This window comes from Vibrio sp. OPT46, from assembly GCF_015163535.1.
Classification (GTDB): Bacteria; Pseudomonadota; Gammaproteobacteria; order Enterobacterales; family Vibrionaceae; genus Vibrio; species Vibrio alginolyticus.
Genome location: NZ_JADDYG010000443.1, coordinates 33652 through 45841, shown reverse-complemented (window position 1 = coordinate 45841; position 12190 = coordinate 33652). Strand labels below are relative to the sequence as shown.

Annotated in this window: 15 protein-coding genes; 4 read left to right on the top strand and 11 right to left on the bottom strand. The window is 45.0% G+C overall.

Features of this window, described 5'->3' with window-relative positions; genetic code table 11:
• Positions 1 to 210: 210 nt before the first annotated feature.
• Positions 211 to 1191 carry a tRNA dihydrouridine(20/20a) synthase DusA gene (dusA, locus tag IQR33_RS19220; RefSeq protein ID WP_017821727.1) on the bottom strand — a complete coding sequence of 327 codons (981 nt, stop codon included), beginning with the start codon at positions 1189 to 1191 and terminating at the stop codon, positions 211 to 213.
• Positions 1192 to 1512: 321 nt separating this feature from the next.
• Between dusA and zur the strand changes: the two genes are divergently transcribed.
• Complete coding sequence (zur, locus tag IQR33_RS19215; protein WP_005381268.1) at positions 1513 to 1977, top strand: zinc uptake transcriptional repressor Zur; 465 nt, start codon at positions 1513 to 1515, stop codon at positions 1975 to 1977.
• A gap of 9 nt (positions 1978 to 1986) precedes the next feature.
• The gene (locus IQR33_RS19210) at positions 1987 to 2448 is read left to right on the top strand and encodes a chemotaxis protein CheX (protein WP_005381269.1); all 462 of its coding nucleotides are present in this window, start codon (positions 1987 to 1989) and stop codon (positions 2446 to 2448) included.
• A 99-nt stretch (positions 2449 to 2547) separates the two neighbouring features.
• Here IQR33_RS19210 and pgi read toward each other — a convergent pair whose 3' ends face one another.
• Complete coding sequence (pgi, locus tag IQR33_RS19205; RefSeq protein ID WP_005381270.1) at positions 2548 to 4200, bottom strand: glucose-6-phosphate isomerase; 1653 nt, start codon at positions 4198 to 4200, stop codon at positions 2548 to 2550.
• A 305-nt stretch (positions 4201 to 4505) separates the two neighbouring features.
• Here pgi and IQR33_RS19200 point away from each other — a divergent pair, with 305 nt between their 5' ends.
• Complete coding sequence (locus IQR33_RS19200; RefSeq protein WP_005381271.1) at positions 4506 to 4925, top strand: secondary thiamine-phosphate synthase enzyme YjbQ; 420 nt, start codon at positions 4506 to 4508, stop codon at positions 4923 to 4925.
• Positions 4926 to 4963: 38 nt separating this feature from the next.
• Here the strand turns inward: IQR33_RS19200 and alr are convergent, their stop codons facing one another.
• Together alr and IQR33_RS19190 are read right to left on the bottom strand one after the other, a co-directional pair.
• Positions 4964 to 6040, bottom strand: a complete 1077-nt coding sequence (alr, locus tag IQR33_RS19195) for an alanine racemase (protein ID WP_031777284.1) — start codon at positions 6038 to 6040, stop codon at positions 4964 to 4966.
• Between the two features lie 13 nt (positions 6041 to 6053).
• Entirely contained in the window at positions 6054 to 7454 is a 1401-nt protein-coding gene (locus IQR33_RS19190; protein ID WP_005382759.1) for a replicative DNA helicase, read from the bottom strand.
• A 221-nt stretch (positions 7455 to 7675) separates the two neighbouring features.
• Between IQR33_RS19190 and IQR33_RS19185 the strand changes: the two genes are divergently transcribed.
• Entirely contained in the window at positions 7676 to 8440 is a 765-nt protein-coding gene (locus IQR33_RS19185) for a DUF481 domain-containing protein (protein ID WP_025768078.1), read from the top strand.
• Positions 8441 to 8517: 77 nt separating this feature from the next.
• Here the strand turns inward: IQR33_RS19185 and rplI are convergent, their stop codons facing one another.
• From rplI to IQR33_RS19150, 7 genes are all read right to left on the bottom strand, one after another.
• On the bottom strand, positions 8518 to 8970 hold the full coding sequence (gene rplI, locus IQR33_RS19180; protein WP_005382760.1) for a 50S ribosomal protein L9: 453 nt from the start codon (positions 8968 to 8970) through the stop codon (positions 8518 to 8520).
• A gap of 33 nt (positions 8971 to 9003) precedes the next feature.
• On the bottom strand, positions 9004 to 9231 hold the full coding sequence (gene rpsR, locus IQR33_RS19175; protein WP_000090472.1) for a 30S ribosomal protein S18: 228 nt from the start codon (positions 9229 to 9231) through the stop codon (positions 9004 to 9006).
• Positions 9232 to 9247: 16 nt separating this feature from the next.
• A complete protein-coding gene (gene priB / locus IQR33_RS19170; RefSeq protein WP_005381298.1) occupies positions 9248 to 9550 on the bottom strand; it encodes a primosomal replication protein N in 303 nt (100 codons plus the stop codon).
• 8 nt (positions 9551 to 9558) lie between these two features.
• The gene (gene rpsF / locus IQR33_RS19165) at positions 9559 to 9948 is read right to left on the bottom strand and encodes a 30S ribosomal protein S6 (protein ID WP_005381299.1); all 390 of its coding nucleotides are present in this window, start codon (positions 9946 to 9948) and stop codon (positions 9559 to 9561) included.
• Between the two features lie 244 nt (positions 9949 to 10192).
• On the bottom strand, positions 10193 to 10864 hold the full coding sequence (gene rpe, locus IQR33_RS19160) for a ribulose-phosphate 3-epimerase (RefSeq protein WP_005381300.1): 672 nt from the start codon (positions 10862 to 10864) through the stop codon (positions 10193 to 10195).
• A 92-nt stretch (positions 10865 to 10956) separates the two neighbouring features.
• Positions 10957 to 11796, bottom strand: coding sequence for a Dam family site-specific DNA-(adenine-N6)-methyltransferase (locus IQR33_RS19155; protein WP_005382762.1), 840 nt, complete (start codon positions 11794 to 11796; stop codon positions 10957 to 10959).
• A 69-nt stretch (positions 11797 to 11865) separates the two neighbouring features.
• The coding region (locus IQR33_RS19150) for an SPOR domain-containing protein (RefSeq protein ID WP_193843937.1) at positions 11866 to 12190 on the bottom strand (325 nt) is incomplete at its 5' end.

The window sequence follows — 12190 nt, the reverse complement described above, 5'->3', positions numbered from 1 at the left end:
CCAACAAGGTCGCCGCAAAGACTAAAATAAAGATTAGCTCCAACATAATCACTTCTCCATTTGTTTTCAATAAACAGAGCAGTTTCCATACCAACTTACAGAAACGAAGTTAAGATTATGATTTTTAATAAAAAAACAAAGCCAGAGGCATTTCTGCACTCTGGCTTTATCATTCTTTAGTTGGTAATTTTAGCCATTCACTGGCGAATTTTACACATTCAATTCTTTTGGAATCTTAGCTAGCGCGTCTTGCAATACTTCTAGACCAGAACCTGGTTTGTGCGCATTTTCACTGATATGACGACGCCATTGACGAGCACCGGGCATGCTTTGGAACAAACCTAACATGTGGCGGGTAATATGACCAAGGTACGCACCTTTCGCTAATTGCGCTTCAATGTATGGATACATCTCTTCAACAATTTCGCTGCGTTTCTTCACTGGAGCATTAGAGCCAAACAACTCTTGATCTACCGATGCCAGTAAATATGGGCTTTGGTATGCTTCACGACCAATCATCACACCGTCAAGATGCTGAAGATGTGCTTTTGCTTCTTCTAATGATTTCACGCCACCGTTAATCGCAATCGTTAGGTGTGAGAAGTCTTGCTTCAATTGGTAAGCGCGTGGGTAATCCAATGGTGGGATCTCACGGTTTTCTTTTGGGCTTAGACCACTTAACCAAGCTTTACGAGCATGGATAGTGAACTGCTCACAGCCACCCTTTTCTGAAACAATAGAAACGAAGTCCGTTAGGAATTCGTAAGAGTCTTGATCATCAATACCAATGCGAGTCTTGACTGTTACAGGGATATCGACCACGTCTTTCATTGCTGCGACACAATCCGCAACTAACTGCGGTTCAGCCATTAGGCAAGCACCAAATCGACCGTTTTGTACGCGGTCAGATGGACACCCCACATTTAGGTTAATCTCATCGTAGCCACGCTCTTGCGCTAGCTTGGCACACGTAGCCAAATCTGCTGGGTTTGAACCACCAAGTTGAAGGGCTAACGGATGCTCTTCTTCGTTATAAGCCAGGAAATCTCCTTTTCCATGAATGATCGCACCTGTCGTCACCATTTCAGTGTACAGCAGGGTTTCTTTGGTCATTAAGCGATGGAAGTAGCGACAATGACGATCAGTCCAATCTAACATTGGTGCTACGGAGAGCCTGCAAGAATGAGTCATGATATAAACACCCGTTTTTATGTTGCCAAGGTCGAGCGCAGCAGTACGCTCAAAAAATAAGTCGGGTATTGTATACCCAAGCACCTCTGGGTGCTAGTTTCAGCGAGAATGATTTGGTTGGCTGACTAGCCAAGTGCTTAGGAATACGCAGAAGTAATACGAATCTGTCATTCGTTGATTCATTCTGTGATGATTATTCCGCCTTCACACCACCACCGACTTGCTTTAATTCATGATTTTCGTTCTGATAGTGGGTAAAATGAAGCATTTCTAAACGAACTTCGTATAGAAATGATTTATCATAGAGCACGTCCGATAGTTATGGTGAAAGGTTTGAACCCAACAATCATTGAACAAATTGAAAGTATCTGCGCAGAGCGTGGAGTACGACTGACTCCGCAACGCCGACGCGTATTTGAACTCATTTGTTCTAATCGCCGCGCCTCAAGTGCGTATGAGCTATTGGAGCAACTAAAAGAGAGTGAGCCTCAGGCTAAGCCGCCCACTGTTTATCGAGCATTAGATTTTCTCCTAGAGCAAGGCTTCATCCACCGAGTGGAATCGACAAATAGCTTTATTACTTGTTGTTCTTTCAATACTCAGCAGCACTTTTTCCAATTACTAATTTGCGATAAATGTGGTGATGTCGTTGAACTCGAAGATGAGACGCTGATATCCTTGTTAGCCGAAAACGCCGAGAAGCATGGATTCAAACTGACCAACCAAGTTATTGAAACTCATGGTGAATGCCAGGCCTGTTCCTCCGAGACGAAAGAAAAAGTATAGAAGAACGTTATGCGCGCTGAATTTGTAAACCCGTTTTTAGCTTCTTTAATGAACGTGCTAAAAACTATGGCTTCTCTTGAGCTGAAGCCACAAAAACCGCGAATCAAAAAAGATGAGATCGCACGAGGTGACGTTTCTGGTCTGATTGGTATGGTAGGCCCACAAACTCGTGGTTCAATGTCGATCACCTTTGATGAAGCACTCGCCCTAGAAATCATGCAGAACATGCTTGGTGAACGTCCAAATGGGCTCAATGAAGAAGTGACCGATATGGTGGGTGAGATCACCAACATGGTTACTGGTGGTGCGAAACGCATTCTGGCGGAAAGTGGTTTTGACTTTGATATGGCAACACCGGTTGTGGTTTCGGGCCGAGGTCATACGATTCGCCACAAGTGTGAAGGCTCAATTATTATCATGCCTTTCTCTTCCCAATGGGGAAATGCCTTTATCGAAATTTGCTTCGAATAAAAGAGAAAAAATAGGTTGGCACTGGCCAACCTATTTTGTTTTTGCCTCAGGCAATAAAAAGGTCAGCATTTGCTGACCTTTTCTTTATCTATTCAAACATTAAGCTTTGAACGCTTTAAATGCGTTGATTAGACCGTTTGTTGAGCTGTCATGCGAGCTGATTTGAGACTCGTCTGCAAGCTCAGGTAGGATTTGGTTAGCCAGTTGTTTACCTAGCTCCACGCCCCACTGGTCAAAGCTGAAGATATTCCAGATAACACCTTGTACGAAAATTTTGTGTTCGTACATTGCGATCAAGTTACCTAGCGTACGAGGCGTGATTTGCTTCACTAGAATAGAGTTTGTTGGACGGTTACCTTCAAACACTTTGAATGGCGCAATCGCTGCCACTTCTTCAGCATTCTTACCTACTTTCACCAACTCTTCTTTCACGGTTTCTTCATTTTTACCAAACGCTAGAGCTTCAGTTTGCGCGAAGAAGTTAGACATCAGTTTTTGGTGATGATCGCTAGCTGGGTTGTGGCTAATTGCAGGTGCAATGAAGTCACATGGGATAAGCTTAGTACCTTGGTGAATTAGCTGGTAGAACGCGTGCTGACCGTTGGTACCTGGTTCACCCCAAATGATTGGGCCAGTTTGGTAAGTTACAGCATTGCCGTCACGGTCAACGTATTTACCGTTTGATTCCATGTTACCTTGCTGGAAGTACGCCGCGAAACGGTGCATGTACTGATCGTAAGGCAGAATAGCTTCTGATTCCGCACCGTGGAAGTTGTTGTACCAAATACCGATAAGCGCAAGGATCACAGGGATGTTGCTTTCTAGATCTGTTGATACAAAGTGCTTGTCCATCTCGTGAGCGCCATCAAGCAGCTCAACGAAGTTGTCGAAACCTACTGCTAGTGCAATTGATAGACCGATCGCAGACCATAGTGAGTAACGGCCACCAACCCAGTCCCAGAATTCAAACATGTTCGCTGTATCGATACCAAATTCAGACACGGCTGTCGCGTTTGTTGAAAGCGCAGCAAAGTGCTTAGCCACATGAGCCTGATCACCCGCCGATTCTAGGAACCAATCACGAGCAGTGTGCGCGTTAGTCATGGTTTCTTGTGTTGTAAACGTCTTAGACGCGATCAAGAATAACGTCGTTTCTGGGTTAACTTTCTTCAACGTTTCAACGATGTGTGTACCATCAACGTTAGATACGAAGTGAAGGTTTAGATGATTTTTGTATGGCGCTAGAGCTTCCGTCACCATGTAAGGGCCAAGGTCAGAACCGCCGATACCGATGTTCACAATATCGGTAATTGCTTTGCCTGTGTAACCTTTCCATTCACCGCCGATAACGCGCTCAGTGAATGATTTCATTTTTTCTAGAACCGCGTTCACTGCTGGCATTACGTCTTCGCCATCTACCATAACTGGAGTATTAGCGCGGTTACGTAGTGCAGTGTGAAGAACAGCGCGACCTTCTGTTTGGTTGATCGCTTCACCACTGAACATCGCTTCAATTGCAGATTTCAGCTCGGTCTCTTTCGCAAGAGCAAACAGGTGCTTCAGAGTTTCCTCATTGATGAGGTTCTTTGAGTAATCGACTAGGATGTCTGAGCCGAAACGTGCAGAGTATTTGTCGAAACGCGCTGCGTCTTGAGCAAACAGCTCTTTAAGATCCATATCTTGTGCAGATTCGAAATGCGCCGTTAGCGCTTTCCAAGCTTGTGTTTGCGTTGGATTGATATTTTTCAACATGGTCTTTATCCCGATGTTACAGTAGGTTCCATTCCTTACAGTCTAGCGAAAACTGTGGAATCCCCGATTTAGCAAATAGAATATAAATTAGATGTTTGGGCAAATTGCCACAAAACAAGTCTTTGTAATTTTTTTTCAGGCGCCAATTATGACCGAGAGCTTTTACACTCACATTGAGTTAGGTCACGTTCCCTGCCCTGAAATTGAACATTCATTTACGATGACAAGAATCATATCATTTACTAATGACAGGCTCTAATTGGAATAGGATAGACGCCAATTTATAAATTTCCAAAGGAACACGTATGTGGGCACAAAAAACACTGCAATTAAAAGCGAGAAGCCGCGGTTTTCACCTGATAACTGATGAAATTGAACAACAATTACCACAAATAAACGAACTTTCAGTAGGTTTATTACACTTATTTATTCAGCACACCTCCGCCAGTTTGACCTTAAATGAGAATGCTGATCCAACCGTGCGTATGGACATGGAAGCGCACTTCAATAAGTTTGTGCCAGAGCGTGCTCCTTATTATCAGCACACCTATGAAGGTGACGACGACATGCCGGCACATATTAAAGCATCACTGCTTGGCAGTAGTGTGACGGTACCAATCCAAAATGGTCGATTAGCTTTAGGAACATGGCAAGGTATTTACTTGGGTGAGCATCGAGACTTTGGTGGCGGCCGCCGCGTTATTGCTACGATTAACGGTGAGTAGATAAAACAAAGGCTAACCTTGGGTTAGCCTTTCGTTGTTTATTTGGAGTATTCCATCTCGACGCGAGGCGTTAGCTTAGTCACGAGTTCATACGCAATCGTACCAATGTGACCCGCTACTTCTTCTACTGGGAGCTCTTTCCCCCAAAGAATCGCTTCGTCGCTGACTTTATCCGTTGCGTCTGGTCCCAAATCGACCGTCAGCATATCCATGGAAACTCGACCTGCAATAGGTACTTTACGGCCATTAACCCACACCGGCGTACCGTTTGGAGCACTTCTTGGGTAACCGTCGCCATACCCTACAGCAATGACACCAACTTTTGTATCTCGCTCACTGGTCCAAATACCACCGTAGCCAACACTTTCACCCTTCTTCACTTCACGTACCGCAATAAGGTGGGATTTAAGTGTCATGACAGGCTGATACCCAAGATCTTGCGCCGTTTTGTCATCGAATGGCGACACACCATACATGATAATACCCGGACGAACCCAATCTAAATGGCTTTGAGGCCATGCCAATAACCCCGCAGATGCCGCCAGTGAACGTTCCCCTTGGCAACCAGAAGTCAACGATTTAAACAGCTCAATCTGTTGTGGGGTAATATCGCTATCCAGCTCATCTGCACAGCCAAAGTGGCTCATGTAACGCAACGGTTTCGCTACATTTGGACACTCCTTCAGCCGCGTTACAAACTCGTCATATTGTTCAGGACGAACCCCAAGGCGGTGCATGCCACTGTCAATCTTCAGCCACACGACAACCGGAGTTTCAAGGTCTGCTTGCTCCAAGGCGATAAGCTGCTCTTCACAGTGCACCACAGTTTGGATGTTGTTCGTCACAAGAACAGGTAAGTCACCAGGAGAGTAAAAACCTTCTAGCAATAGAATCGGCTTTACTACTCCACAAGCGCGCAGTTGCAATGCTTCTTCAATACGAGCCACACCAAACGCATCCGCATGGTTAGCATGTTTTGCGACATGACGTAATCCGTGACCATAACCATTGGCCTTGACGACAGCCATCACTTTACTTTGTGGCGCTTGAGCTTTTACGCGCTGTAAGTTGTGCTGCAACGCAGACAAATCAATGCACGCCTTGGCCGCTTTCATATAGCTCATGGGATTACTCATCATCAATATCGAATGCAGGACCCGCGTAGTTGTCGAAACGCGAATGTTGACCTTGGAAAGTGAGGCGAACAGAGCCGATAGGACCATTACGCTGTTTACCAATAATGATTTCGGCCGTACCTTTGTACGGACTATCTGGGTGATAAACCTCATCACGGTAGATGAACATGATCAAGTCGGCATCCTGCTCGATGGAACCGGATTCACGCAAGTCCGAGTTTACTGGTCGTTTATCCGCACGTTGCTCTAGGGAACGGTTTAGCTGCGACAGTGCCACAACAGGCACATTTAGCTCTTTTGCCAGCGCCTTAAGAGAGCGAGAGATCTCAGCAATCTCAAGAGTACGGTTATCGGTTAACGAAGGCACGCGCATCAACTGAAGGTAGTCGACCATGATCATCGATAGACCGCCATGTTCACGAGCGATACGGCGAGCGCGCGAACGCACTTCGGTCGGAGTTAGTCCAGAGCTATCATCAATGTACATATTTTTCTTCTGCATCAGGATACCCATAGTAGAAGAAATACGCGCCCAATCTTCGTCATCTAGCTGACCCGTACGGATCTTGGTTTGGTCAACACGAGACAAAGAGGCCAACATACGCATCATCAACTGTTCAGCTGGCATCTCTAACGAGAAAATAAGTACGGGCTTTTCTTGTTGCATGGCTGCATTTTCACACAAGTTCATCGCAAAGGTCGTTTTACCCATCGATGGACGCGCAGCGACAATCACCAAATCAGAGCCTTGCAAACCTGCGGTTTTCTTATTGAGATCTGTGAAACCGGTATCGACCCCGGTAACACCATCTTGTGGCGTTTTATACAACAACTCGATACGTTCTAACGTCTTTTCGAGGATGTTGTCGACGTTTTGTGGTCCTTCGTTTTCACTAGTTCGAGACTCGGCGATAGCAAAAACTTTACTCTCCGCCATGTCTATTAAATCTTCAGAACTGCGACCTTGAGGGTCATAGCCCGCGTCCGCAATTTCATTCGCGACACCAATAAGGCCACGAACAATCGCGCGCTCAGCGACAATATCAGCATACGCATTGATGTTAGCTGCACTTGGCGTATTCTTCGCCAAGTCAGCAAGGTAAGCAAAACCGCCTACATCTTCTAACAACTCGTGACGCTCTAGATATTCCGATAAAGTAATAAGATCGAGAGGTTTACCCGCTTCAAGAATGGTTTTTACACCTTCAAAAATCAGGCGGTGTGGACGACTATAGAAATCACTGCTCACAACACGTTCGGCAACGGTGTCCCAACGTTCATTATCCAGTAAAAGACCACCAATTACTGATTGCTCGGCTTCTAGTGAGTGAGGTGGCACTTTGATTGCGTCGACCTGACTGTCTGAAGGTTTGCGATTTCTGTTTTCCGCCATGACTTTGCTCGATAACTACTATTGACCCACGATTATAACCTTAACCTAGCTGAGATGCTTCCCCGAAGCGACAATTACTTGTTAAGAAATCATCATGTGAACCATCCGGGTAATAGCCTGGTTCTTCCGCCTAGCTCTAATAAAAATTAACCTACCATTGACCCAACCAAATATCTGTATCAGTATCATGCCCCTCCTTTTTGATTACGTTCGAGGTTGATGTGTCCCGATACTGGTTACTTAGCTTTAGCCTACTGTGCGCTAGTGCATCGTATGCTGACGAATCAGTACAGCCAGAGCAAAATATTGATTTACCCGACCCACTAAAAACCGAGGTGGAGTTCGGCTATCAAGCTCACACAGGTAACACGGACTCTCGTTCCCTGAATGCTCGTTTGAGTGCTGAATATACGTCAGGTCGACACCGTTCTAATGGTGAATGGAAGTACTACAACTTGTACAAAGACGGTGAAGAAGACAAACGCTCATCCACCTACTCCCTACAGAGTGACTACAAGTTAGGCCCTAAGACATATTTGTATGGCAGCTTTAAAGGGGTGGATTCTCGCTACAGTGCTTATTTTAAAGACTATACGTTGTCAGGTGGTTTGGGTTACCAGTTCTCCTACACTGAGAACTTCATTTTAGAGGTAGAGGTAGGCCCTGGTTTTCGCTATCAAGAGCCAAACTTAGACGAAATAGATGATGACGATATTGTCTTTCCCGATATCGTTAGAGAAGGCATTTTTCGAGGAAATGTCAACACAACTTGGCATGCGTTGGATAATTTAAGTTTCGCAGCTGATATTACGTTGGTAACAGGTAGAAGTAACACACGTACTGATAGTGAACTCAGTGTAACCAATGATATTACTGAAGATATCGCACTGAAACTAGCGCACTCTCGTCAGTATCACGATAAAGTGCCTGAAGGCTTAAGCAAAGCAGACAGCGTATTTTCCGTTAATTTACTTTTCGCTTTTTAACCCTTTTTCTCTCAGTTTTAGAAATAAAAAAAGCACCTCCGAGGAGGTGCTTTTTAGTATTTCGTCTTGATACTGAATTACTCAGCAGCAACAACTTGTAGGTTAACTGTCGCGAAAACTTCAGAGTGAAGTTGAACGCTGATCTCGAACTCACCAGTGTTACGTAGAGCACCTTCAGGAAGGCGAACTTCGCTCTTAGCAACTTCAACGCCTGCAGCTGTGATAGCGTCAGCGATGTCACGAGTACCGATAGAACCGAATAGTTTGCCTTCGTCACCAGCTTTAGAAGCGATAACTACCGCTTCTAGAGCGTTAACTTTCTCTGCGCGAGCTTCTGCAGCAGCTAGTTGCTCAGCAACTTTAGCTTCTAGTTCAGCACGACGAGCTTCAAACATTTCAACGTTAGCTTTAGTTGCCATAACTGCTTTACCTTGTGGGATAAGGAAGTTACGAGCGTAGCCAGATTTAACGTTTGCAGTATCGCCAAGACCACCTAGGTTACCAATTTTATCAAGTAGAATAACTTGCATTGCTTAATCCTCTTTCTTAATAAAATGAACCGATTACTGATGCTTGTCAGTGTACGGTAGTAGAGCTAGGTAGCGTGAACGCTTGATAGCACGTGCTAGTTGACGCTGGTACTTAGCGCTTGTACCAGTGATACGGCTAGGTACGATTTTACCAGCTTCAGTGATGTAGTTTTTAAGAGTTGCTACGTCTTTGTAATCAATCTCTTGTACGCCTTCTGCAGTGAAACGGCAGAATTTACGACGACGGAAGAAACGAGCCATGGGCTATCTCCTGATCTTAAATTTGAGTAATGTTGTCGGCGTGTAACACTAATTTTCCCACGCCATTTCGGCCGGTTTGATAAGTGACAAAACCACTTACCTTAATGTTACTGCCTTGAACTAAATTCTGAGTTAGTGCTTGTGACCCAAGCCCGCTGACGACTACCGGCATACGACAATAAACTTGTCGAGGTAAGTCAGCTTCGATAATAGTAGAGCGATGCTCCAGCCAAAACCGACAGTGTTCAATGCCACCAGGGCTTTTACTACGAATGGGCGGTTTGGCAATGGTGCCGCTCAGCTCCATTCGATTGGCCATAAGAAAACTTACTCAGCAGCTTCTGACTTAGCTTCAGGCTTAGCTTCAGAACGCTCTTCACGACGTGGAGCACGCTCTTCTTTTTGCTTAAGCATGATAGATTGCTCAGTGATCGCTGCTTTAGTACGCATGATCATGTTACGTAGAACTGCATCGTTGAAACGGAAAGCAGTTTCTAGCTCATCAATTACAGCTTGGTCAGCTTCAACGTTCATAAGAACGTAGTGAGCTTTGTGAAGCTTGTTGATTGGGTAAGCCAGTTGACGACGGCCCCAGTCTTCTAGACGGTGGATTTTACCGCCAGCTTCAGTGATTGAACCAGTGTAACGCTCGATCATGCCAGCAACTTGCTCGCTTTGATCTGGGTGCACCATGAATACGATTTCGTAATGACGCATTGGTTGCTCCTTACGGATTATTCAGCTTCCACAAATGGCTCAGTCGTCCAGAGGAAGCAAGGAACTAAAGATAATTGACTGAGTTTAAGGAGCACGAATAGTACAGAAAGGGCGTAAAATAGGCAAGTGATTATTTGCTCAGCGCAGTGGATATTTAATTTCTTCTAATACTAGAAAACACAAAGGCTGCCAACAAGCTGGCAGCCTTTAAAATCAGCGTGTTATTGCGCTGGCTTATCGGTGCTTATTTAACTTCAGCCAGTTCAGCGCGCATTTGATCGATCACTTGTTTGTAATCTGGCTCACCGAAAATCGCCGAGCCTGCAACAAACATGTCTGCGCCCGCTTCTGCAATTTCACGAATGTTGTCAACCTTCACACCGCCATCGATTTCTAAGCGGATATCACGACCAGACTCGTCAATCATCTTACGAACGGCACGCAGTTTATCTAGTGTATGAGGAATGAATGATTGACCACCAAAACCAGGGTTTACCGACATCAGTAGAATCATGTCGACTTTATCCATAATAAATTCAAGACTTGCAAGTGGCGTTGCTGGGTTTAGTACCACACCAGCCTGACAGCCGTGCTCTTTAATTAACTGCAGTGTACGGTCTACATGATCAGAAGCTTCTACATGGAACGTAATCATCGACGCACCCGCTTTTGCGAAATCAGGAATAATACGGTCAACGGGTTTCACCATTAGGTGAACATCGATTGGCGCTGTGATGCCATAATCGCGTAGTGCTTTACACACAGGCGCACCAAAAGTCAGGTTTGGTACATAGTGGTTATCCATAACGTCGAAATGCACCACATCCGCACCCGCTGCGAGTACTTTTTCTACATCTTCACCGAGACGAGCAAAATCTGCCGATAAAATGGATGGAGCAATAAGAAAATCTTTCATACCTGACCTCAGTAGTAATGAGCAAACAATCTGCGCGCAATTCTACCGAAGCCAGTGGGGAGATCCACTATTTAGATATAATAGTGTGAGAATTAAGAGCTTGATTTATCCATGTCTGGCGCATGAAAAAGCGCAAGTAGCTCATCAACTTTATTACGACCGTTACCATTACGGCTAATGGTACGCTTTACTTTAACCACATTAAGATCCGCACCGTGATACAACCGACGTGTCAAGGTAGTGTCGTGGTTAGAAATCAACACAGGAATGCCACGTTCAGTCGCTGTTCTTTCAGCAATGTCGGCTAATGCAGCTTGGTCGTCCAACGTGAAACCATTACCTGCGTATGAGGTGAAATTTGCCGTATTTGAAAGCGGCGCATAAGGTGGATCGCAATACACGACGCTCCCTTTGCGCGCACGACGAAATGTTTCAGGATAACCTTCACAAACAAACGTAGCTTTTTTGGCTTTTTCTGCAAAAAACTCCAATTCCGCCTCAGGGAAATACGGCTTTTTGTAAGAGCCAAACGGTACATTGAAGCCACCTTTTTTGTTGTAACGGCATAGGCCATTAAAACCAAAGCGGTTCATATACAAAAACGCTAAAGAGCGGTACATCACGTCATCGGTTTTATTAAACTCAGCGCGAATGTGTAGGTAGGCTTCTTTGCGGTTGTTCTCAGCGACAAACCAACGCTTCGCTTCAGAGATATACTCTTCAGGGCGTTCTTTCAGCAGGTTGTACAGATTGATCAAATCTGGATTGATATCTGCAAGTAGATAATGGTCATAATCGGTATTCAGAAACACTGAGCCCGCACCAACAAAAGGTTCAACTAGCTTTCGAGCCGGCGGCAAATGACGTTGGATGTCTTCAACCAGTCCGTATTTTCCTCCTGCCCATTTAAGAAAGGCTCGTTGCTTTTTCATCTACTGCTCTATCTATCGACCAAAAATTAAGGCTGCGGAATGTAACATATTTTTCAGGGAAGCTCAGGTTTATTTCACTCGTTCAATTTCACGGTGAACCTGACGGAGTGATTTTGCCCAAGGACTCACCGACTTAACCGAATCTGGCAAGCTTGCGACGGCATCACGAGCCATTTGAATTGTCGGATAATCTTGATATGTGATGATATACCACTCGGTGTCATTACGAACGGTAGGATAAATTCGCACTTGATTATTCAGTTGATGCTCATTGAGAAAGGATTGTACATCTTCCATTGAGGTCATAGCCGCGAGTTGTAAAGTATAAGCTCTTGGCGATAGCGCTTTTAGTTCTTCACGAGCAAATGAAAATTTCACAACAGGTTGGTTTGCC